The sequence below is a fragment of the Pseudomonas sp. Irchel 3A18 genome (genome assembly GCF_900187465.1).
Classification (GTDB): Bacteria; Pseudomonadota; Gammaproteobacteria; order Pseudomonadales; family Pseudomonadaceae; genus Aquipseudomonas; species Aquipseudomonas cichorii.
This window is the reverse complement of the sequence record NZ_FYDI01000001.1, coordinates 321,474-345,735: the sequence shown is the minus strand read 5'-3', so window position 1 is coordinate 345,735 and position 24,262 is coordinate 321,474. Positions and strand designations below refer to the sequence as shown.

General features: G+C 61.1%; 13 protein-coding genes and 1 pseudogene. 10 read left to right on the top strand and 4 right to left on the bottom strand.

The genetic code is table 11. From position 1 onward, the window contains the following. Window positions 1-488 (top strand): annotated as a pseudogene (locus tag CKW23_RS01540) (hypothetical protein); the annotation flags it as partial. Beyond that, window positions 485-1,708, top strand: a complete 1,224-nt coding sequence (locus tag CKW23_RS26840; RefSeq protein ID WP_256590387.1) for a hypothetical protein — start codon at window positions 485-487, stop codon at window positions 1,706-1,708. The pseudogene CKW23_RS01540 and the gene CKW23_RS26840, both read left to right, overlap by 4 nt. 13 nt (window positions 1,709-1,721) lie before the next feature. Here CKW23_RS26840 and CKW23_RS01530 read toward each other — a convergent pair whose 3' ends face one another. Continuing rightward, window positions 1,722-2,705: a TauD/TfdA family dioxygenase gene (locus CKW23_RS01530; RefSeq protein WP_025260689.1), complete on the bottom strand. Its 984-nt coding sequence runs from the start codon at window positions 2,703-2,705 to the stop codon at window positions 1,722-1,724. 306 nt (window positions 2,706-3,011) lie between these two features. On the opposite strand from CKW23_RS01530, the gene CKW23_RS01525 reads away from it, so the two are divergent. Genes CKW23_RS01525 through CKW23_RS01490 form a run of 8 tightly spaced genes read left to right on the top strand, consistent with a single transcriptional unit; the run spans window position 3,012 to window position 9,209 of the window. After that, window positions 3,012-4,232 carry a PepSY domain-containing protein gene (locus CKW23_RS01525; RefSeq protein ID WP_025260690.1) on the top strand — a complete coding sequence of 407 codons (1,221 nt, stop codon included), beginning with the start codon at window positions 3,012-3,014 and terminating at the stop codon, window positions 4,230-4,232. Continuing rightward, window positions 4,229-4,771, top strand: a complete 543-nt coding sequence (locus CKW23_RS01520; protein WP_025260691.1) for a hypothetical protein — start codon at window positions 4,229-4,231, stop codon at window positions 4,769-4,771. Before CKW23_RS01525 ends, CKW23_RS01520 begins: the two co-directional genes overlap by 4 nt. Next, window positions 4,768-5,106: a hypothetical protein gene (locus tag CKW23_RS01515; protein ID WP_025260692.1), complete on the top strand. Its 339-nt coding sequence runs from the start codon at window positions 4,768-4,770 to the stop codon at window positions 5,104-5,106. Before CKW23_RS01520 ends, CKW23_RS01515 begins: the two co-directional genes overlap by 4 nt. Further along, a complete protein-coding gene (locus CKW23_RS01510; RefSeq protein WP_095066896.1) occupies window positions 5,103-5,675 on the top strand; it encodes a DUF6162 family protein in 573 nt (190 codons plus the stop codon). Before CKW23_RS01515 ends, CKW23_RS01510 begins: the two co-directional genes overlap by 4 nt. 35 nt (window positions 5,676-5,710) lie before the next feature. After that, the gene (locus CKW23_RS01505; protein ID WP_095066895.1) at window positions 5,711-6,640 is read left to right on the top strand and encodes a metal ABC transporter substrate-binding protein; all 930 of its coding nucleotides are present in this window, start codon (window positions 5,711-5,713) and stop codon (window positions 6,638-6,640) included. Continuing rightward, the gene (locus CKW23_RS01500; RefSeq protein WP_095066894.1) at window positions 6,637-7,398 is read left to right on the top strand and encodes a metal ABC transporter ATP-binding protein; all 762 of its coding nucleotides are present in this window, start codon (window positions 6,637-6,639) and stop codon (window positions 7,396-7,398) included. Before CKW23_RS01505 ends, CKW23_RS01500 begins: the two co-directional genes overlap by 4 nt. Next, on the top strand, window positions 7,398-8,297 hold the full coding sequence (locus CKW23_RS01495) for a metal ABC transporter permease (protein ID WP_025260696.1): 900 nt from the start codon (window positions 7,398-7,400) through the stop codon (window positions 8,295-8,297). The genes CKW23_RS01500 and CKW23_RS01495 overlap by 1 nt, the downstream gene beginning before the upstream one ends. After that, window positions 8,298-9,209 (top strand): metal ABC transporter solute-binding protein, Zn/Mn family, encoded by a 912-nt coding sequence (locus CKW23_RS01490; protein WP_025260697.1) that lies wholly within the window; start codon window positions 8,298-8,300, stop codon window positions 9,207-9,209. Between the two features lie 75 nt (window positions 9,210-9,284). Here CKW23_RS01490 and CKW23_RS01485 read toward each other — a convergent pair whose 3' ends face one another. The 3 genes from CKW23_RS01485 to CKW23_RS01475 form a co-directional block, all read right to left on the bottom strand. Further along, window positions 9,285-9,512: an MbtH family protein gene (locus CKW23_RS01485; RefSeq protein WP_025260698.1), complete on the bottom strand. Its 228-nt coding sequence runs from the start codon at window positions 9,510-9,512 to the stop codon at window positions 9,285-9,287. 81 nt (window positions 9,513-9,593) lie between these two features. After that, the gene (locus tag CKW23_RS01480; protein ID WP_025260699.1) at window positions 9,594-10,994 is read right to left on the bottom strand and encodes an aspartate aminotransferase family protein; all 1,401 of its coding nucleotides are present in this window, start codon (window positions 10,992-10,994) and stop codon (window positions 9,594-9,596) included. Between the two features lie 179 nt (window positions 10,995-11,173). Beyond that, window positions 11,174-24,181, bottom strand: coding sequence for a non-ribosomal peptide synthetase (locus CKW23_RS01475; protein ID WP_177434618.1), 13,008 nt, complete (start codon window positions 24,179-24,181; stop codon window positions 11,174-11,176). Window positions 24,182-24,262: the final 81 nt, after the last annotated feature.

Here is a 24,262-nt window from a genome sequence, read left to right as displayed (position 1 = left end):
CATTACTGCCCAGTGGCTACGGCTCTCATGACTACACGATCACGCTGTATCACCGCTACACCAACAAGAAGATATCTCTGGCAACCAAGATGCATTCACTGGGGCTGGATCAGGCCAACACTCTGGCCTTCTGGGATTGCCTGCAACGCTATATGGACGTCACCCAACCTCTGCCCGACCTTCCGGTACTGGAACAAAGCCGCCATCTGGACCCCGTCACCGCCGCCCACGATGCCAGCACCGGCCGCAACTCACGTCGCTGGCGCGATCAAGCAATAACAGGCTGGAAAACTTCGGGAGAAAAGAAACTCAACGAGCAATTGCAACGCTATCCCTGGCAGCAACAGCCCTGCGTGATCAAAGCCCGCCTGAGTGAAGAGCTCACCATCGAAGCCTGGTACCGCGCTCAGGAAGCCAAGGGTATTCAGGCAACACCCAAGGCTGAGGACTTTGCGCCGCGCGCTGATTACGACGAGTCACAGATATGAACGCCTACGCCAATAGCGCTTACCGCAGCGACAGTCAGGAACCACTGCCGCCACCGAGATCGCTTGCTCATATTAACCGTAATGGCCTGTTCAATACACACCTTGCCTTCGGTCATTACGCCGGGCTGGACTCGGCTACGGAAATCACTCTGCAGTTGGAGTGCGAAGAGCATCGGATCTATCAGACGCAAGAAGAAGCGGGCAAAAAACAGGAGGTGTATTGCGATGCAAAGCGCTGGCGCTTTCAGAACTCCAGCAAGATTCCGTACCTTTTATTTGTTTCTAAAATAATGAGCTTTTTCCTTATATGGGGTCCATGGAGCACATGGATTTTATCCCCAATCCCGGAGGAGCTTGGATATGGTGATCCAGATACAGCACTGACATTGTTAATAGCTCTTTTATCGACTGCACTAATGATTGGCTCCTTAGTTTTTTACATGACTGAAAACAAATATCTCCACCACGTTCAGATATCTGGTTTTTTTATCTGCGCAGCCATCGTCCTCTGGCTAAAAGGAACGCTCTGGGGCAGTAGCGAAATGCACATCGCCTTTTGGGGAGGCACCCTCCTTTACTTCATGGGTGCCATCGGCTTCGATTGCCTGCTCTGGCTACACAGCACCATCAGCCGCCATGACGGCAGCGAGTTCAATCGGGTAGACGGCATGGTGCGTTTCAAGCGGCGCTTTCGGCGTTTGTTTGTCGCGCCTTTCGAGGAGTTCGATCCGGTGCTGACGTTACTGCCCAGTGGCTACGGCTCTCATGACTACACGATCACGCTGTATCACCGCTACACCAACAAGAAGATATCTCTGGCAACCAAGATGCATTCACTGGGGCTGGATCAGGCCAACACTCTGGCCTTCTGGGATTGCCTGCAACGCTATATGGACGTCACCCAACCTCTGCCCGACCTTCCGGTACTGGAACAAAGCCGCCATCTGGACCCCGTCACCGCCGCCCACGATGCCAGCACCGGCCGCAACTCACGTCGCTGGCGCGATCAAGCAATAACAGGCTGGAAAACTTCGGGAGAAAAGAAACTCAACGAGCAATTGCAACGCTATCCCTGGCAGCAACAGCCCTGCGTGATCAAAGCCCGCCTGAGTGAAGAGCTCACCATCGAAGCCTGGTACCGCGCTCAGGAAGCCAAGGGCATTCAAGCGACGCCCAAGGCTGAAGACTTTGTGTCGCCGCCTGACTTTGAGAACGGCTAAGTGAAGACCTGCATCACTTGGCCGATTCGGTATGCCCTTTGGCCATAGCCACTACCACCTTGCGCTTGCCGGTAAACGGTGAGCGCGCATGGGCCGAGAGCATGTTGTCCAGCATCAGGACGTCGTTTTCCAGCCAGGGGAAACTGACGGCGCACTCATCGAGCACACCACGAACTTCGTCCAGCAGGCTTTCTTCGATGGCTGAGCCGTCGCCGTAGTAGACGTTGCGCGGCAGGTCTTCTTCGTCCACCACATCGAGCAGGGTTTCACGCACTTCCGGCTGCAGGTTGGAGATGTGGAACAGATGCGCCTGGTTGAACCAGACCATGTCCTGAGTTACCGGATGACGCGCTACTGCCTGGCAGATCTGCCGGGTGCGCAGTTCGCCGTCGTCTTTCCACTCGCATTGAATGTTGTGGGCGCGGCAGTAGGCTTCGACAACACTTTCGTCTTCGGTGTTGAACACCTGACTCCAGTCCACATCCAGGCCATTGCCGAAATTGCGCACGTACATGAGTTTCTTTTCGACGAAGCGATCACGAATGCGTGCCGGAATCCGGCGATAGATTTCACGGCTGTCGGCAATCGGGGTTTCACCGCCGGTTTCGGCAGCGATCATGCTGTAGAACCAGATGCGCATCGGCCATTCCAGGGTGTAAGCCTGCTCGTTGTGCAGGGGGATGCTCTGGTGGGCCGGGTATTCGGTGGAGGTGTAGACACCTTTGGTCACGTTGCTGCGCGGCGTTGAACCGAACTCATAGTTGAGCAACGGGTCGCCAAACCCGGCGGCGAATTCACGAAAGGCTTCCGCACCGCCGACATTGAAGCCGCGGAACAGGATCCCGCCGCTGCGGTAAAGATGTTCGGCAACCAGTGGTTTGAACTCGCCCAGGGCTTCCATCAAGTCCAGGCCCGGCTCGGGCGCCTCCACCAGCATGGGCAAGGTACCGGCCCCGGCCCGTAATGGCCGGATATTCAAACTCAACGCATGACTCATGATGACTCTCCCTTGATGGCAAAGCGTGCGAGCCCCAACGGCCTGACGCAACACCGACGTCCTGATTTAACGTACCCGGCCACCTGAAAATTAGGCCTTTCCCGCAGAAAGACAGCTCACATCCGCCTTTTGAAACATTTACTTTCATTTGGACGAAAGAAATAATTACATCATTTGCATTCTCATTCGTCTTTATTAGATGCAGCGGCAGCATCGGCCAAAAGCCATGACCGTATTTTTACAAAAAGGAGTCTGTGCCCTTCAAAAAATGGCCGCTCTGACACCGTGAATCGAGACCGTTCCCCCATGTCAAAGAAGTCCCGCTCAAAAATCTGGTTTCTCGTCCATAGCTGGCTGGCGCTGCCGATCTGGTTCTTTGTGCTGATCGTGTGCGTCACCGGCACGCTGGCGGTGGTCAGCAAGGAAATCATGTGGCTGGCCAACCCGGAGATGCGTGCCGTCAAGCCATCGGATGATGCGCCACGGCTCAGCTTCGAGCAGATCAGGGCCACCATAGAGCGTAACGAACCGAACCTGATCATCGGCACGATGATGCAGCCGGACGGTGAATATTTCGCCCTGAGCGTCAATGTCACCTACCCCGACGGGCGTTCGGTACCGGCCTATGTGAACCCTTACACCGGACTTATCCAGGGCGTCACGCCGGCCTTCGACTTCCGCCGATTCACCCGCGCCCTGCATGGCTGGTGGCTGGTGCCTTTCACCAACGGCTATTCCTGGGGCTGGTATCTGGTGTCGATACTGGGCCTGCCGATGCTGGTGTCGCTGATCACCGGGCTGGTGGTCTACAAGAAGTTCTGGAAAGGCTTCCTGAAACCCACGTTGCGCTTCAACCATGGCGCGCGAATCTTCTGGGGCGACTTTCATCGTCTGAGCGGCATCTGGTCGATCTGGTTCATTGCCGTCATTTCGATCACCGGCACCTGGTTTCTGATCCAGGCGCTGCTCTGGGATAACCAGATCAGCATTTCCAGCAAGTCCCAGACGGCGTCCATCATTCCCCATAGCAGCGTGCCCCTCACCGCTGACGGCAGCCCTGCGCCGACCATCAGCCTGGACAAGGCCATCGAAATTGCCAAGCAACGGATTCCCGGCCTGGAAGCCAGCTTCATCAGCCCGCCCAGCAATGCATACGCCAATATGGAGGTCGGTGGCCGCAGCTGGTATCCGCTGATGTACCAGACCGCCGAGATCAACCCGTACAGCGGTGAAATCGCCACCTCACACCTGTTGTCGGACCGCAACAATCTGGAGTTCGTCACCGAGTCCATGCGCCCACTGCATACCGGCGACTTCGGCGGCATCTGGATCAAGCTGATCTGGGCCTTCTTTGGCCTGCTGCTGAGCATGATGGTCCTCAGCGGCCTGCTGATCTGGAGTAAACGCACGGCACTGGCCACCCTCAATGCCCTGAAACGCGATGCCAAGGCCGAACAGGCCACCGCCAGGAAACAACAAACAGCACGACCGTCGCTGGCCACCGAAATTCCGGAGAACAACCTGTGAGCAAGGCCGCAACTGCACAACCTGTTTCGACCCTGAGCCGCGTCTGGCACAAATGGCGTTTCCATATCAATATCTTGCTGGTGCTGATTCCCTTGGGTTTCATGCCCAAGTACTTCGCCGATGACGCCCTGCTCCGGGGCGACAAGGGGCTCGGGCAGCGGGATCTGGGCACCATCCAGGTCGGGCCATGGAGCATGAAACTGGCCGAGGAACGCAATGAAGCGCCGATCTTTTCCGGCGCCTCGGGCTACATGAAAAACTTCAATGCCTCGCTGTGCGAAAGCTGCGCCGATCAGGTCAAGGCAACTTACCTGCGCATCGGTAAACCCCGCAGCCTGCGGACTGCCGGGGTGATCTTCTTCGGCGTGGCCTATCGCATGACTGCGTTCATGCAGATCCCGGAAAACACCGATCCCGATCAGGACCTGTGGATCACCATGGAGGGCTGGGACGGATCCGTGCATCAGACCTCAATTGCGCTGCAACAGGCCTCCCCTACGACCGTAGCCTGGCTGAAAAAACAAGGAGCCAAAAAATGATCGTACGCTTCCCGCTACGCCAGTTGGGTGTCAGCGCCCTCTTCCTGCTGAGCGTCGGCTTTGCCGGCAATGCCCTGGCCCACAACCCGATGTGCGAGTGCAAACAGATCGACGCCGAGCAGATCCGCTGCACCGGCGGTTTTTCCGATGGCAGCGGCGCGCCGGGGGTGACGCTGGACGTCATCGGCTATGACGAAACCATTCTGGTGCCCGGCAAGCTGGGCGCGGATTCAACCCTGACCTTCAAGCGCCCTTCCGCCGAGTTCTATGTGCTGTTCGATGCAGGCCCCGGCCATGTCGTGGAAATCGACCAAGCCGATATCGAGGCCCCATGAGTACGCCAACCCGACAGATCGTTCGCCCGGCTGGAGCCGGTCATGAAACCCTTTACGTGCTGCTGTTGTGCCTGCTGATTCTGGGTGTCGCCGCAACTGTAGTAGGCCTGCGTGGCGAGAAGCATGAGGCGGACACTGTTGCCAGCCATCAACTGGATGCACGTCGCGACCTGAGTGCCGCCGAGCAAGGCATCTACGCTGACCTGCGCGTGACACTGGACGAAGTACGCCTGCTGACGCAGGAACAGCAGGAACCGGTCACTCCACAGCAACTGGCCGAGGAAGGCTTTGCGCCCTTTGCTCAGGACGCCAGCTCTGTCAGCCGGGGCAATCATGCCTGGCAAATGGTCGAACACTCCTATCTGGGCCTGAGCCCTACACCGACAGTCGCCGGCTCCTTCCTGCTGCGCATCGAAGCCGATGACAAGGCCGAAGCCGATATCTGGATCACCCGCAAAGACTCGCCTGCCGTCCCAACCGACCTTGGCGACCAGGCTCTGATCAGCGCCGGCTGGCAACAGGTCGTCGCGCAATTCGATGCCGGGGTTACCCGTCAGCATCGACACTGAACCCACGCATTCACTGAAAAGAAGACTGTTTACCCATGCCTATTTCATTGAAACGCCGTCCATTGCTGCGCGTCGTACTGGTTGGCCTGTTCGCCACCCTGCTCGCACCACTGGTCAGTGCCGACCCGGCCAAGCGCCTGCGAATCGGCATCACCCTGCATCCTTACTACAGCTATGTCAGCAATATCGTTGGCGACAAGGCTGAGGTGGTACCGCTGATTCCCGCCGGTTTCAACCCCCACGCCTATGAGCCCCGCGCCGAAGACATCAAGCGTATCGGCTCGCTGGACGTGATCGTGCTCAATGGCGTGGGACATGACGACTTTGCCGACCGCATGATCGCCGCCAGTGAAAAGCCGGATATCGCCACCATCGAAGCCAACGCCGATGTGCCGCTGCTGGCAGCCACCGGGATTGCGGCGCGCGGCGCGGGCAAGGTGGTCAACCCCCACACCTTCCTGTCGATCAGCGCCTCTATCGCCCAGGTCAATAACATTGCCCGGGAGCTGGGCAAGCTAGACCCGGACAACGCCAAGACCTACACCGCCAATGCCCGCGCCTACGGCAAACGGCTGCGGCAGATGCGCGCCGACGCTCTGGCCAAACTCACCAAGGCCCCCAATGCCGACCTGCGGGTTGCCACGGTGCATGCGGCCTACGATTACCTGCTGCGTGAATTCGGCCTGGAAGTCACAGCCGTGGTCGAGCCGGCTCACGGCATCGAGCCGAGCCCGAGCCAGTTGAAGAAGACCATCGACCAGTTGCGGGAACTGGACGTGAAAGTGATTTTCTCGGAGATGGACTTCCCATCCACCTACGTCGACACCATTCAGCGTGAATCCGGGGTCAAGCTCTACCCGCTGTCGCATATCTCCTATGGCGAATACAGCGCCGACAAGTACGAGAAGGAAATGAAAGGCAATCTGGACACCGTGGTCCGGGCCATTCAGGAGGCTGGCGCATGACCGCTGCCGAACCGATTTCCATCACCCGCCGCGGACCTGGCATCACCTTCGCCGATGTCAGCCTGACCCTGGGCCGCACCACCATTCTCGACCGCATCAATTTCACTGTGCGGGCCGGCAGCGTGCATGCGCTGGTCGGACCGAACGGCGGCGGCAAAAGCTCGCTGATCAAGACCCTGCTCGGGCAAATGCCGCATCAGGGCCAGCTCAGCCTGCAATGGCCCGGCTCACCCGGCCTGATCGGCTATGTGCCTCAGGCGCTGGAGTTCGACCGCGGCCTGCCCATGACTGTCGATGACTTCATGGCGGCCATGTGTCAGCGTCGTCCGGCATTTCTCGGTCTGTCCCGCCACTACGCGAACGCCATCGGCGAAGCGCTGGAACGAGTCGGCATGCAGGACAAACGCAAGCGCCGCATGGGCGCCCTGTCCGGCGGCGAACGCCAGCGCGTGCTGCTGGCCCAGGGTTTGATTCCGGCACCGCAATTGCTGGTGCTCGATGAGCCGATGTCGGCCCTCGATGAAGCCGGCATTCAGGTATTCGAGCGTCTGCTGGGCGACTGGCGTCAGGCAGGCATCACAGTACTGTGGATCGAGCACGATCTTGAAGCCGTAAAACGTCTGGCCGATCACGTGACCGGCCTCAATCGCCGGGTATTGTTCGATGAGTCGGCACAGACTGCCCTGACGCCAGAGCGGCTACTGACGCTGTTCTCCGCCCATCCGCGTGCAGCGGACAGCCAAGGGAGTGCCGCGTGATGGATTACGAAAGCTTCCGTCTGTTCATTCAAGGCCTGGCTTCGTCCGGCTACCTGCCAGAAGCGCTGGCTTACGGTTTCGTGGTCAATGCCCTGCTCGCCGGTCTGTTGATCGGCCCGGTGCTGGGCGGTCTGGGCACGCTGGTGGTGGTCAAGCGCTTTGCGTTTTTCTCCGAAGCCGTGGGCCATGCAGCCCTGACCGGGGTAGCCATCGGCATTCTGCTGGGCGAACCCTATACCGGCCCTTATGGCAGCCTGTTCGGTTACTGCCTGCTGTTCGGCATCGTGCTCAATTACCTGCGCAACCGCACCGGTCTGGCACCGGACACCTTGATCGGCGTGTTCCTTTCAGTGTCCCTGGCACTGGGCGCCAGCCTACTGCTGGTGCTGGCGGGCAAGATCAACGTTCACATCCTGGAAAACGTGCTGTTCGGCTCGGTACTGACCGTCAACGGCAATGACTTGCTGGTGCTGCTGATTGTCGGCGCGCTGGTCATGGGCCTGAGCCTGCCGCTGTACAACCGCATCATGCTGGCCAGCTTCAACCCGCAACTGGCCGCCGTGCGAGGCGTCGCGGTCAAGGCGCTGGATTACCTGTTCGTGATTCTGGTGACGCTGATTACCGTGGCTGCCGTGAAAGTCATCGGTGCCATTCTGGTGGGTGCGCTGCTGGTGATCCCCGCAGCCGCCGCACGACTGTTGAGCCAGTCGCTCAAAGGCTTCTTCTGGATTTCGGTCGCCATTGCCACCGTCAGTACCTTGTGCGGCATCCTGCTGCCTATCGTCTTCGACCTGCCCGTGCCTTCAGGCGCGGCGATCATTCTGGTGGCGGGCGTCGGCTTCGCTCTGGCCGCCATCGCCCGCGGCACAGTCCCCAGCCTCAAAGGGAATATCGGATAAATGCCTACTCTGCGCACATTGACCCTCGCCCTGGCTCTCAGCGGCCTGTTCAGCAACAGCCTGTACGCGGCCGAAAGCAAAAGCGCCAGCCCGGAACCGGTCCGGGTTCTGGCCAGCCTGCCCATCACCTACGGCCTGGGGCAGATTCTGCTCAAGGACAGCGGCGTGGTACTGGAACGCGCGGCAGCCGCCAACCTGCCCGGCTCACGCCAGACGGCCTACTTCACCGGTCGCGGTGCCGAAGCCCTGCGCAAACTGAGCGTGGAAGCCGATGCCGTGATCGGGCTGCGTTCGATCTGGGCCGATGACCCGCTTTACCCCAATGCCCGACGCAGCAATATCCGCATCGTCGAAATCGACGCTGCCCGCCCTGTGGATGGCAGCCTGCCGGGCATCGCCTTGCAACCCGGCCAGAACGTCGATGGCTTGAACAGTCAGCCCTGGCTGGCGAGCAATAACATGGGCCGCATGGCCGATGTGATGGCGGCGGATCTGGTGCGCCTGGCTCCGACAGCCAAACCGCGTATCGAGGCGAACCTGGCAGCCCTCAAACAGCAATTGCTCAAACTCAGCGCTGCCAGCGAAGCCAGCCTGGCCAGTGCGGATAATCTGAGCGTGGTCAGCCTGTCCGACCGTTTCGGCTACCTGATCAGCGGCCTCAATCTGGAACTGATCGACACCCAGGTCCTCACCGACGAACAGTGGACACCCGAGGCCCTGCAAAAGCTGACGGCAACGCTCAAGGATAATGATGTGGCGTTGGTGCTGGACCATCGCCAGCCACCGGAGCCCGTGAAAGCGGCCGTCACTGCGGCAGGCAGTAAACTGCTGGTGCTGGGAGTCGATGGAGAAAATCCGGTAGCCGAGTTGCAGGGCAATATCGAGCAGGTCATTGCGGGCCTGACGAAGTAACCCCAACCGCTCCTACAAAATGAAACAAAAACGCCCCGACATTGGTCGGGGCGTTTGTTTTAGGGCGCTACGCAATCAGTGTGCAGTAGCAGCCTGTGCTTCCATCTTCTGGCGCAGGCTCAGTGGGCGCATGTCGGTCCACACTTCTTCGATGTAGGCCAGGCATTCCTTCTTGAAGCCGCTCTTGCCCACAGTGCGCCAGCCGTTGGGGATCGCTTTGTAATCCGGCCAGATGGAATATTGCTCTTCGTGGTTGACCACGACCTGAAAGACGATGTCGTCGCGGTCGAAAACTGAAGTCATTGCTGCTCTCCATGGTTATTCAGTGCCGATGCGCCAATTCACAGCGGCTATGTAAAGTGAACGTATCGCTACGTCGAAAAATTAAAGACTGGCGACGGCTGCCGAAAGTGCTCTGCCGAATATTTCGGCCACTTCGTCGATCTGCTCGGCCGTAATCACCAGCGGCGGCAGGAAGCGCACGACGCTGCCATGGCGTCCGCCCAGCTCCAGAATCAGCCCACGCTTGAGGCATTCACGCTGAACCAGCGGTGCCAGGCGGGCAAATACCGGTGGGTGCCCAAGTGCATCGGGTGCGCCATAGGGGTCCACCAGCTCGGCACCGAGCATCAGCCCACGGCCGCGAATATCCCCCAGTTGCGGGAAGTCGCGTTGCAGGTCGCGCAGGTGCCGGGTCAAACGTGCGCCCATCGTGTTCACGTGTTCGCAGACGTTGTTTTCCTTCAGATAGCGAATGACTGCCGAACCTGCGGCCATGGCCATCTGATTGCCACGGAAGGTCCCGGCATGAGCGCCCGGCTGCCAGGCATCCAGCCATTGGCGATAGACCACTACCGCCAGCGGCAGGCTGCCGCCGATGGCCTTGGACAGCACCACCACATCTGGAATGATCCCGGCATGCTCGAAGGCAAACATCTTGCCGGTACGGGCGAAGCCGCTCTGGATTTCATCGACGATCAGGGCAATCCCGGCCTTCTCGGTGATGCGGCGCAGACCGCGCAGCCAATCCAGATCCGCCGGAATCACACCGCCCTCGCCCTGCACCACCTCGACAATCACTGCGGCCGGTAGCTGCACCCCGGCTTCGGGATCGTTGAGCAGGTTTTCCAGGTAATGCAGATTGGCCTTGACCCCTTGCGCGCCGCCCAGACCGAACGGGCAACGGTAATCGTAAGGGTATGGCATGAACTGCACGCCGGAACTCAACAAGGCGCCCAACGGTTTTTTCGGTCCCAGGCTGCCCATCAGGCTCAAGGCTCCCTGGCTCATGCCGTGATAACCGCCCTGGAACGACAACACCGTGCTACGCCCGGTCGCGGTACGCACCAGTTTCAGGGCGGCTTCCACCGCATCGGTACCGGTGGGGCCACAGAACTGGATTTTTGCTTCCTGCGCCAGTTCCTGTGGCAGAAGACCGAACAGGTCCTGGACGAACTGGTCCTTGACCGGCGTGGTGAGGTCCAGGGTATGCAACGGCAGTTCGTCGCTGATGACCTGCTGGATGGCCTCGATCACGACCGGATGATTATGCCCCAGCGCCAGGGTGCCAGCACCGGCCAGGCAATCGATGAAACGACGCCCTTCGACGTCCTCGACATGAATGCCCCTGGCACGCTTGAGCGCCAGAGGAATGCGTCGCGGATAGCTGCGGGCGTTGGACTCCTGGCGACTCTGGCGGGCCAGCAAGGGCGATTCGTCGAACTGGTAAAGCGTCTCGGCAGGCTGCGCCGGCTGATCTTCAATAAACCTGGTAGCGACTGACATCTGTGCAACCCTCAATACGCTGTCGATAAGCGAAATACTTAAGTGGCCTGATGCACGACCTTCTGGTCGTGCAACGTCAGGCGTTTATTGCTTCATTGAAAACGCGCCAGCTGTCTGCGGATTTACACCCTGTTACGGCTTTTTTATCCGCAGTGCCCTTGCGCCGACGAGAGGCTGATTTACAGCCCCTCCAGTTCAGCCATCAGGTCCGCCAGCCGGTCGAATTTCTGTTCATCGACCTTCTGCCCGCCAAGGCCTTCCAGATGCCCCGCCAACCCTTGAATGGTGTTGAACTCGAACATCGCGCGCAGCGGTACATTGCGTTGCAGCAGCTTCTGCGCCCGGGTCACCACCTGAGTCGCCAGCAGCGAATGCCCGCCCAACTCGAAGAAGTTGTCGGTGATGCCGACACGCTCGACCTTCAGCACATCAGCCCAGATCGTCGCCAGTTGCTGCTCAAGCTCGCTCTGCGGTGCCACATAATCGTTCTGCACCTGGCTGACATCCGGCTTGGGCAGGGCCTTGCGGTCCAGCTTGCCATTCGGGGTCAACGGCATGGCCTCCAGCATCACCAGATGGCTTGGCACCATGTAGTCCGGCAGGCTGGTCTTGAGGTGGCTTTTCAGTTCATCGCGCAGCAAGTCCGGGTCCTGTGCATTGCCACGCGGCACCAGATACGCCGCCAGCACCTTACCCAACGGTCCGTCGATATCCAGCACCACAGATTCACGGATCGCTTCGTGCTCCTGCAGGCGGGTTTCGATCTCGCCCAGTTCGATGCGGTAGCCGCGAATCTTCACCTGATGGTCGACCCGGCCCACGTATTCGAGCACGCCGTCAGCCCTTCTTCGCGCAAGGTCGCCGGTGCGATACAGACGCTCGCCGGTTGCACCGAACGGGTTGGGCACAAACACCGGCACGGTGCGCAACGGGTCGCTGACATAACCACGACCGACACCGGTCCCGGCCACGCACAGCTCGCCGACGGCGCCCAGCGGCACCAGCTCCAGCGCCTCGTCGAGCAGGTACAAACGGTTGTTGTCCGTTGGCGTGCCGATCGGCAGGTAGGTGCTGCGAGTCGACTCCGGATCGACGCGGAAGAACGCCACGTCGTCTGAACATTCGGCAGGACCATAAGCGTTGACCAGCCCGATATCCGGGTAGCGTTGCAACCATTGGCTGGCAAGCTCCGGCGGCATGGCTTCACCAGTGGGCAGCATCCAGCGCAGGCCATCGAGGCTTGCGCGCTCCTCGGCCAGCAACCCTTGAATCAGGGACGGCACGCTTTCCAGCACGCTGATGCGCTGAGCCTGAACGTGACTCAGCAAGGCCTGTGGATCACGGGCGATATCGTTTGGCACGATGTCCACCCTCGCACCGAACAATGGCGCTGCCAGGAACTGCCAGACCGAGATATCGAAGCTTTGCGAAGCGGTCTGGGCAATCACGTCTGCATCGCTCAGGTTCAGATAAGGCACCTTGCTCAACTGGTTATTGAGCATGCCGCGTTGCTCGACCATGACCCCTTTGGGCAATCCGGTGGAGCCCGAGGTGAAGATCACGTAGGCCAGATTGTCCGGCGCGCTGTATCGACCGGGATTGTCCTGCGACAGCTCACTCTGCTGCACCGCTTCCCAGACCAGCAAACGTGGACGACCCGCTTCAGCGATATCGGCCAGCAAGGCCTGAGCCTGGTCACGGCATTCGGCACTGCACACCAGCACCGGCGTGCGGCTTTGCTGAATGATGCCGCTCAGACGCGGGTTCGGCAGCGCCGGGTCCAGCGGCAGGTAACCGGCACCGGCCTTGAAGCTGCCGATGATCATGCCCAGCAGTTCGGGACCACGCTCGGCCAGCAAGGCTATCGGCTGATCGAAACCGGCTCCGGCCTCGATCAAGGCATGGCCAAGGCGGTTGCTGAGTGCATTCAACTCGGCATAGCTGTACTGGCGATCCAGGCAACTGACGACCGTACGTTGCGGATGAGCATCGACCTGCGCCTCGAATAACTCGGCATAGCTGCGCTCCAGCGGGTAGTCGTGATCGCTCCTGTTGCAGCCATCGAGCAGGAACTCGCGCTCCGTTTCACTCAGCAGCGCCAGCTCGGACATATCGCCATGGAAACCTTCGATCAAGGCCAGCAGCAGGCGCTTGAACTCGCCCAGCATGCCTTGCACCGTGGTTTCGTCGAAGTAGCGCTGGTCATAGGACAGATGCAGCCCCAGGTCATCGCCGGGGTAGCACACTGCCGTGAGCGGATAGTTGGTGTGGGTACGGCCTGAATCCGAAGTGGCATTGAGGCTTTGCGCACGGTCCAGCACCGAGACTTCAACCGGCGCGTTCTCGAACACGAACAGACTGTCGAACAACGGCTGGCCCTTGGGCAGCTCGCTGTTTTCCTGGATGGTCACCAGCGGCAGGTACTCGTACTCGCGCAGCTCCATGTTGCTTTCCAGCAAACGGTTCAGCCACTGGCGAACACTGCAACGCTGGTCATCCTGCGGCAAGCCCACGCGCAGGGCGATGGTGTTGATGAACAGGCCCACCGTGCGCTGCATCTGTGGCATGTCGACCGGACGGCCGGCCACGGTCACACCGAACACCACGTCCCGGTCACCGCTCATGCGCCGCAAGGTCAAGGCCCAGGCTGCCTGGGCAAAGGTGTTGATGGTCAGTTGATGCTGCTGTGCCAGTTCGCGCAGTCGTACACCATCGGCCACATCCAGACGGGTGTAGCAATCCCCCACCACCATGCCGCCACTGTCACCGGCATGCTCGCGCAGGAACGGACGGTCGCTCGGGATCGGCGTCGGACGCTCGAAACCCTTGAGGTTCTGCCGCCACCAGTCACGGGCCTGTACCAGACCGCGACGCTGCAACCAGCCGATGTAATCGCGATAGCGCGGCGGCGCGGCCAGGTGTGCCTCGCGGCCTTCGCCCAGCGCGGTGTAGATGTCGAAGAAGTCATTCATCAGCAACGAGCGGCACCAGGCATCGATCAGGATGTGGTGGTTGCTCATCATGAACCAGTAGCGGGCCTCGTCGACACGAATCAGGCGCAGGTGGAACGGCGGCTGATTGAGCAAGTCGAAACCGGCCTCGCGTTCGGACTTGAGCAAGGCTTGCAGACGCGGCTCCTGCTCGCTCTGCGCCACATCGCGCCAGTCCAGATAATCGATCGGCGTGTTGCCGGGTTTGTGAATGACTTGCAGCATGGTTTCGCCGATATCCCAGCAGAACGAGGCACGCAGGGCTTCGTGACGGGCAATGACCGCCTGCCAGGCCTGGGCGAAACGTTGCGGGTCCAGCTCGCTGTTGATGCGATAGCGATCCTGCATGTAATACAGGCCGGTGCCCGGTTCCAGCAGGGTGTGCAGCAACATGCCCTCCTGCATCGGAGTCAGCGGGTAGACATCTTCGATATGCGCTGCCGGTACCGGCAGCGCATCCAGATGCGCCTGATCCAGAGCGGCCAGCGGGAAATCCGAAGGTGTCAGGCCGCCGCTGCCGTCTGCCAGACAATGGGCAATCAGCGCCTGCAACTGCGCCAGATAAGCCTGCGCCAGTTCGGTGATGGCCTGGGTCTGGTAACGCTCTCCACTGAACGTCCAGCGCAGCACCAGTTCGCCGCCGTACACCTGACTGTCGATGCTCAGTTCGTTTGGCAACGGTGCATGGGCGTCATGGGCCGCACCCGCCGACTCATCCAGCGGACGGAACAAGGCATCGCTGCCAAAGCTCTGGTCGAACTGCCCCAAGTAGTTGAAAGTGATCGGCGCGACCGGCAAGGCTTGCATTGCAGCGCGGCTGTTGCCATCGGCCAGATAACGCAGCACGCCATAACCCAGCCCTTTGTGCGGAACCTGACGCAACTGCTCCTTGATCGCCTTGATCGATGCGCCCGGTCCATCCTCGACGGCCAATCCGGGCGTCAGGCGCAGCGGATAGGCGCTGGTGAACCAGCCCACGGTGCGGGTCAGGTCGATTTCGTCGAACAGGGTTTCGCGGCCATGGCCTTCGAGCTGAATCAACGCCGACGCCTGCCCGCTCCAGCGGCAGACCACCTGTGCCAGCGCGGTCAGCAGCAAATCGTTGACCTGAGTCCGATAAGCGCTCGGCGCCTGTTGCAGCAACTGTCGGGTGCTTTGCGTATCCAGACGCACACTGACGGTCTGTGCATGAATATTCTGCTGCCCGCCCTGCGGATTATCGCAAGGCAATTCAGCCCCCGGCCCGCTGAGCTGACGCTGCCACCAGGCCAGTTCTTCGCGCAAGGATTCGCTACCGGCGTAAGCCTGTAGACGCCCGGCCCAGTCACGGAAGGCGCTGGTCTTGGCTGGCAGTTTGACGAGTGCGGCATCGACAAGCTGGCGATAGGCGACTTGCAGATCGTCCAGCAGCACGCGCCATGAAACACCATCGACAACCAAGTGGTGAATGACCATCAGCAGGCGCTGCTGGCCCTGCGGCCCATCCACCAGCAAGGCACGCAACAGCGGGCCGCCTTGCAGATCCAGGCTGCGCTGGGTGTCCGCAAACAGTGCGGCGCACTCGCTCATGTCGGAAACACGCGCTTGCAGCAGCAGGCTTTCACCGGTGACAGCACGGTGCTCGGCCTTCCATTTTCCGGCGTTGTCCCGGAAGCTCAGGCGCAAGGCATCGTGCTGTTCAAGAATCGCCAGCAGAGCCTGCTCAAGATAACGAGGCTCCAGGGCCGTGGTCGGCTCCAGCACCAGCGCCTGATTCCAGTGCTGGCGCTCAGGGATCGGCGTCTCGAAGAACCAGTGCTGAATCGGCGTCAGGGCCGATTCGCCGGTCAGCAGACCTTGCTCGGCCTGAACCAGCTTACTGGTGGTGGCCACGGCGGCCAGGGTCTGAACGGTCTGGTGCTGGAACAGGTCGCGAGGACTGAAATGAATCCCGGCCTGACGCGCACGGCTGACCACCTGGATCGACAGGATCGAATCGCCGCCCAACTCGAAGAAGTTGTCGTTGAGGCCGACTTTTTCCACGTTCAACACCGCGCACCAGATACCCGCCAGGGTCTGCTCCAGTTCGCTGGTCGGTGCCACATAACTCTGACGATTGAGTTCCGGGTCCGGCGCTGGCAAGGCGCGGCGGTCGAGCTTGCCGTTGGCGGTCAGCGGCATGCTGTCCAGCAGGATCAGATGCGCAGGCACCATGTAATCCGGCAGTTGCGTCTTCAGATGCGCCTTGAGCGACTCGCGCAGTTGTGCCTGTTGCTCCTCGCCCTGCCCAACCACATCAGTGACCAGATAACCGGCCAGTTGCTTGCCCGCTGGCGTATCCAGCGCCAGCACCACGGCTTCGCGGATGGCTTCGTGTTCCAGCAGGCGGGTTTCGATTTCGCCCAGTTCGATACGGAAACCGCGAATCTTCACCTGATGGTCGATCCGGCCCAGGTACTCCACCAGGCCATCGGCACGCTGGCGCACCAGATCGCCGGTGCGATACAGACGCCCGCCATTGCCACTGAACGGATCGGCGACAAAACGCTCGGCGGTCATCGCCGCCCGCTCGTGGTAACCCTGAGCAAGGCCGGCGCCGCCGACATACAGTTCACCGGTCGCCCCTTGGGGCACCAACGCCAGATCGGCATCGAGGATATACGCCACCCGAGCGCCCACCACGCTGCCGATCGGCACGCTGGCTTCGCCCTCTTCCAGCCAGGCCGGTGCCAGACTGGCCAGCGGCATGACCACGGTTTCAGTCGGACCATAGGCGTTGAAGAACAGCTCAGGCTTGAACACCGCCCGAATACGCTGCAAATGCTCACCGGTCAGCGCCTCGCCACCGGTAATACACATGCGCACCGGCAACGTCTGGCCCTGAGTCGAAAGCCATTGCGCCAACTGGCTGCCATAGCTTGGGGTGAAACCGAGAATGTTCACGTGCTGGCTGCGGATCAGTTCGCAGATTTCTTCGGCGTCCCACTGCCCCTGGGCACGCAAGACCACCCGCGCCCCGCTGAGCAGTGGCACCAGCAGACGCTCGGTGGCCGCGTCGAAGTTGATGGAATAGAAGTGCAACTCACAGTCATCGGGACGCATCTCGAAGCGGCGAATCACCGCCTGACAATGCATCGCGATTTCACCGTGGGACACCACCACGCCCTTTGGCTTGCCGGTGGAGCCGGAGGTGTAAATCAAGTACGCCTGATGCTGCGGCAGGCTGATGAACGGCAACTCGCTCGCCGGGTAAGCAGCCAGCGCGGGCAAGTCATCTTCCAGGCACCAGCGACCGACGCCTGCAGGCAGTTCGCCCAAGGCCTCAAACAAGGCAGCATGGCTCAACAGCAGACCGACGCCGCTGTCTTCGATCATGTATTGCAGGCGCTCCAGCGGGTACTCCGGGTCCAGCGGCACATAGGCGCCACCGGCCTTGAGGATCGCCAGCAGGCCGACCACCATGTCCAGCGAGCGCTCCAGCGCCAGGCCGACACGCACGTGCGGGCCAACACCACGCTCGCGCAGCATCCAGGCCAGACGATTGGCGCGGCCATCCAGTTCGGCATAGCTCAGGGTTTCACCGGCGAAGGTCAAAGCCGGTGCGCTCGGGCGTGCTTTGGCCTGTTCGGCAAACAGGCTGTGGATGCACTGATCCAGACGCTGCTCACCCGCCTCGACACCCAAGCTGTCGAGCAACTGCTGACGCTCGGCGTCCTGCAACAGCGGCAGTTCGCTCAAGCGCTGCGCCGGATCGGCCAGCAAGGCTTGCAGCAGGTTGAGCAAGTGCCCGGCCATTTGCGCGATGCGCGGCTCGTCGAACAGATCGGTGCTGTAGGTCAGGCAGCAACCCAGGCGATGATCCAGTTCGGTGACTTCCAGGTTCAAGTCGAACTTGGTGGCCCGGGCATCGTTGACCAGGTATTCGACAGTCATGCCGGCCAGTTCGCGGCTCTGCTGGAACTCCCAGCGCTGCACGTTGCACATCACCTGGAACAGCGGGTTATAAGCCGCGCTGCGTGGAGGTTGCAGGGCTTCTACCAGATGATCGAACGGCAAGTCCTGATGGGACTGACCTTCGATGACCGTGTGACGAACCTGCTCGAACAGTTGCTCGACGCACATTTGCCCGTCGAGCTGGACGCGCAGCACCTGGGTATTGAGGAATGCACCAATCAACCCTTCGCTTTCCGGACGAATCCGGTTGGCCACCGGAGCGCCGATGCGCAGATCGTTCTGGCCGCTGTAACGGTAGAGCAGCACCGCCAGGGTGGCGGTCATGGTCATGAACAGGGTCAAGCCATGGCTGGCGTTGAAAGCCCGCACGCGGGCGGCCAGTTCATCGCTCAGGTCGAAACGATACAGCTCGCCCTTGTGGCTCTGCACCGGCGGACGCGGACGGTCGCTCGGCAATTCCAGCAGCGGATGCTCGTTGCCCAGTTGCGCCGTCCAGTAATCCAGTTGGCGCTGACGCTCACCCGCTTCCATCCACTGACGCTGCCAGACGCTGTAATCCAGGTATTGCACCGCCAGGGGTTCCAGCGGCGAAGCACGGCCTTCAAGAAAGGCTTCGTACAGCAGGCCCAGTTCACGGGCAAAGATATCCATCGCCCAGCCTTCGGTGACGATGTGGTGCAAGGTCAGCACGAAGTAGTGTTCCAGCTCGCCAGCACGGACCATGCTGGCACGCAGCAGCGGGCCGGTTTCCAGATCGAAAGGCGTGTGCGCCTCGCTGTCAGCGAATGCTTGCAAGCGACGCTGACGAGCGTCACCTTGCAGCGCCGAGAAATCCTGCCACTGCATGCGCAGGCCGGTTTCCTCGGAGACTTTCTGGCAAGCCACGCCGTTGATGCTCGGGAAGGTGGTGCGCAGGGTTTCGTGGCGCAGGATCAAGGCTTGCAGTGCGGCCTCGAAGCACTCGATATTCAGCACGCCATTCAGGCGCGCCATACCGCCTACGTTATAGGCCGGGCTGTCCGGTTCCATCTGCCACAGGAACCACATGCGCTGCTGGGAATAGGACAGCGGCACTGGCTGGTTGCGGTCGATCCGGGCAATCGGCTGCTGGCTGTTGCGGGCACCGGACGCCTGAATGGCCTGGACCTGCTCGACAAACGCTCCCAGCTCACTGGCCTCGAACAGCGCCCGCAACGGCAGCTCGATATCGCAGGCCTGACGCACCCTGGAGATGATCTGGGTGGCCAGCAACGAGTGTCCGCCCAAGGCAAAGAAGTCATCGCGCAAACCAATGCGCGGCACGCCCAGGACTTCGCGCCAGATACTAGCGACCTGTTTTTGCAGCTCCGTTTCGGGCTCGACGTGTTCACGGCTCTGCCAGACCGGCTCGGGCAAGGCGCGGCGATCCAGTTTGCCGCTGGGGCTCAACGGCATGCTGTCCAGACGCACCAGTTGCGCAGGGACCATGTACTCAGGCAGTTCAAGGGCCAGGGAAGACTTGATGCGCTCGATCTGCCCGGCCTCGGCGTCCTGTTCCAGCGCTGCCGTGTAGTAACCGATCAGTTGCGGGCCAGCGGCGGTTTCCCGCACCAGCACCGCAGCCTGCCCAACGCCTTCTTGAGCCAGCAGACGGGCTTCGATTTCCTGAGGCTCGACCCGAAAGCCACGCAGTTTGACCTGCTGGTCCAGACGCCCCAGATACTCCAGCGAACCGTCCGCCGCCCAGCGCACCAGGTCGCCGGTGCGGTACAGACGTGCGCCCTCTTCGCCCAGCGGATCGACGACAAAACGCTCGGCCGTCAGCCCCGGACGCCCGAGATAGCCGCGAGCCAGACCGACACCGCCGATGCACAACTCACCGGCCACGCCACGGGGCAGCGGGTTCAGGTCGCTGTCCAGAACCCGGCACAGCACGTTGCCCAGCGGACGGCCAATCGGCGAGCGCTCGCCATCCGCCAACTGACAGTGCCAGTGAGTGACGTTGATCGCGGTTTCAGTCGGGCCATAACGGTTGTGCAGTTGCACATTCGGCAGTTGCTCCAGCACCCGGTTGCGCAGTTCGGCAGGCAAGGCTTCACCGCCGGAAAACAGACGACGCAGGCTGCTGCACTGTTGCGCCAGCGGCTCATCGATGAACAGTTGCAGCAGCGGCGGCACGAAATGCAGCGTGGTGACGCCGTATTCCTTGATGCGTTGGGCAATGCGATGCGGATCGCGATGCTCGCCGGGATCGGCCAGCAACAGACGACAGCCCGTAATCAGCGGCCAGAAGCACTCCCACACCGAAACGTCGAAACTGATCGGTGCCTTCTGCATCAGCACATCGGTTTCGTCCAGTGCGTAAGTGGCCTGCATCCATTGCAGACGCTCGGCCAGTGCGGCATGGGTGTTGCCCACTCCCTTGGGTTGGCCGGTAGAGCCGGAGGTGTAGATCACGTACGCCAGGTTATCGCCATGCAGGTGCAGGCCCGGCGCGCTGACGGGCCAGTTTTCCAGGTGCAAGGTGTCCATGACGATGGTGCTGACGCCTTCGGCGCTCGGCAGATCGCCCAGCAAATGGCTTTGGGTCAGCAGCAACGCAACGCCGCTGTCGGCGAGCATGTAGGTCAGTCGCTCGGTCGGGTAATCCGGGTCCAGCGGTACATAGGCGCCGCCAGCCTTGAGGATCGCCAGCAGGCCGATCAGCAGTTGCGGCGAGCGCTCGGCGGCAATCGCCACCTTGACGTCCGGGCCGACGCCCTTGTCGCGCAGGTAGTGGGCCAGACGGTTGGCCTGGGCATGCAGGCTGGCAAAGTCGAGGCTGCCGCCGTCCCACATCAGGGCAATACGTTCCGGGGTCTGGCGGGCCTGAAGGTTCAGAAGCTCCGGCAACCATTGTTCGGCAGGTGCGCAAGGCGCAGCGCCCCAACGGACCTGCTCGGCCAGATCCTCGGCGCAGAGCAACTGCACATCGCCCAGAACGATCTCGGCCTGCTCGCAGACTTGAGTCAACAGACGCACGAACTGTGCGGCCATGCGCACGATGGTTTCGCGCTCGAACAGCTCGTCAGCATAGTCGAAGGACAGGTTCAGCCGACCGTTGCGGTCCTCTTCACTGTGCAATTGCAGGTCGAACTTGGCTTCACGGCTGTGCCACGGCAGTTCTTCGGCCAGCAAACCCGGCAGACGCCGCAAGGCGCTCAGATCCCGCTGCTGATGGTTGAACAGAACCTGAAACAGACCCTGCTCACGGGCCTGCGGGAACGCCTCGACCAGTTGATCGAACGGCAGGTCCTGATTGGCCTGGGCTTCCAGCGCCGCCTGACGGGTTTGTGCCAGCAGCGAGGAAAATGGCAGGCGCGAATCCAGTTGCGCCCGCAGCACCAGGGTGTTGATGAAGAAACCGATCAGGCCCTGGGTTTCATGGCGCGGCCGGTTGGCGCCAGGCACGCCGATACGAATATCGTTCTGCCCGCTGTAGCGATGCAGCAGGCTCTGGAAACCGGCGAGCAGCAGCATGAACGGGGTCGACTGATAAGCCTGGGCGGCCTGTTTTACTGCGGCGCTCAACTCGTTGCTCAGGCGCAGGCTGTAACGCGAAGCGCTGTGTTGCTTGCGGGCCGAACGCGGATGATCGGTGGCCAGAGTCAGGGCTGGCTGCTCGTCACCCAGTTGCGCCTTCCAGTAATCCATTTGACGCTGAGCCTCGCCCCGGCCCAGCCATTCACGCTGCCAGTGGCCGTAATCGGCATAACGCAACGACAGCGGCGCCAACTCCAGTGGCTGCCCCTGAATGGCAGCGGCGTAGAGGCGCGAGAACTCGTCGATCAGCACATTCAGCGACCATCCATCGGCCACGATGTGATGCAGCGTGACCAGCAATTGATGCTCTTCATCGTCCAGCTTCACCAGCGTGACGCGCAGCAACGGGCCAGTTTGCAGATCGAAAGGCAGGCGTGCCTGTTCTTCGCGGATAGCCTGGGCACGGGCCTGACGCTCTTCGCCGGACAGGTCGCTGATATCGATCACCTGCAACGAAAACTCGCTGACCGGATCGATACGCTGCAAGGCCACGCCGTCCTGCTCGTAAAAACGGGTGCGCAGGGACTCATGGCGTTCGATCAGGCGCTGGAAGCTGCTGCGCAGCGCCGTGATATCAAGTTCGCCCCGCAGGTGCAGGCCACCGGGAATGTTGTAGGCGCTGCCTTGCGGGTCCATTTGCCAGAGGAACCACAAGCGGTTCTGGGCCAGGGATTGCGGCAGCGCATCGGTGCCCGGCAAGCGGGCAATGCTGTCTTGTGTCTGGCCATCGCGTTGCAGCACTTCGATCTGTGCAACCAGCGCCGCCAGGGTCGGAGCTTCAAACAACAGGCGCAGGTTCAGTTCGATACCCAGCGCTTCACGCAAACTGGCGACCACCTGAGTCGCGACAATCGAGTTACCGCCCAGCAGGAAGAAGTGATCATCGGCGGCCACCTCTTCCAGTTGCAGGTGTTCACACCAGATTTTCGCCACCTGCGCCTGTAGATTGGAGCTGGAAGCCGAAGCCGCTTCCTTGGCAGCCACGATGCTTTCCGGGAAGACCGCATAACTGTCCAGGCTGCCGTCGGCCAGTCGGGTGCGGCAGGCGGAACGTTGCAGTTTGCCGCTGGAGGTCTTGGGCAAGGCACCCGGATTGAGCAGCACCACCACGCTCGGTGCTTCCTGGAAGGCCTCGGCAACAGCCTGACGAATCATCTTGATCAGCGTCTCGGGAGCCAGGCTTTTCTGCACGCTGCGGCTGACTTCTGCCGCGATGCCAATGCCTTCGTTGCCCTGCTGGGTCACGGCGAACGCGGCAATCCGGCCTTTACGCACCACATCGACGTCACGCTCGACAGCCTTTTCGATGTCCTGCGGGTACAGGTTATGGCCACGCACGATCAGCATGTCTTTCAAGCGACCGGTGATATACAGCTCGCCATGGCGCAGGAAACCCAGGTCGCCGGTGCGCAGCCAGGTACGGCCTTCATGCTCGACGAAAGACTTGGCCGTGGCTTCGGGGTTACGCCAGTAACCGTGGGCGATGCTCGGGCCACAGGCCCAGATTTCACCGATGCTGTTTTCACCCAGTACGGCAAGGGTCTGGGGATCGGCAATCAGCACGCCGTGTTCAGGCTGGCTGGTGCCGCAACTCATGACCGGATTGCCATCGCCCGGTTCGGCCACATTGCGCGCCAGGGCGCGTTCATCCAGACGCAAGGACGGAATGCCCTTGCCACGCTGACCACCCGCCACGAACAGCGTCGCTTCGGCCAGACCATAGGAAGCGAAGAAGCTGTCCGGGGTAAAACCGCAAACAGCGAACTTTTCGGCGAAGCTGTCCAGGCTGTCCTGACGAATCGGCTCGGAGCCTGAATAGGCCACGCGCCAGCGGCTGAGGTCCAGACGCGCCAGCGCCGAATCGCTGACCCGCGAACTGCACAACTGATAGGCGAAATCCGGGCCGCCGCTGATGGTGCCGCCGTACTCGCTGATCGCTTCCAGCCAGCGCAGCGGCCGGGTCAGGAAATAGGCTGGCGCCATGAGCACACAAGGCACGCCGCTGAAAATCGGTTGCAGCAAGCCGCCGATCAAGCCCATGTCGTGGTATAGCGGCAGCCAGCTGACAATCACGTCATCGGGGTTGAGATCGATCCCGAAGCCGTGGCGGATCAACCGTTCGTTAGCGACCAGATTGCCATGGCTCACCTGAACGCCCTTGGGCAAAGCAGTTGAGCCTGAGGTGTATTGCAGGAAAGCGATATCGTCGCTATTCAGGGCAGGTCCCTGCCAGCCTTCGGCAATTGCGTTGTCGAGGGTGTCGACGCACAACAGTTGCGGGGCATTGGCATCCGCCAGCTCATCCATTTGCAGCAAGGCCGTGCGCAGGTCCGAGCCGGTCAACAGCAGGCGCGGCTCGGCATCGGCGATGATCGACAGCAGACGCTCCTGGTGATGACGACGATTGGATTCCGGCGGATAGGCCGGCACCGCAATCACACCGGCATACAGGCAGCCAAAGAATGCTGCCACGTAATCCGGCCCGCTGTGGAACAACAGAATCGCACGATCACCCGGCTCGGCTCGGGCTTTCAGCGCGGCGGCGATGGTCCGCGCACGCCGGTCCAGATCACGGTAGGTCAGCACGATGCCCTGATCTTTTTCGTCAGTGAGAAAACGCAGGGCCAGGTGGTCCGGCGTCTGCTCGGCGCGACGCTGAAGGGCTTGCGCCAGGGTATCGGGGAGTTCAAACGCATCCATGATGAGGTTCCTGCTGTATTCGGCTTGCCAAATGAGGTCTGGATTTCAAGAAAAGGCGCGCGCTGTCGGGCACAAACGCGCGTG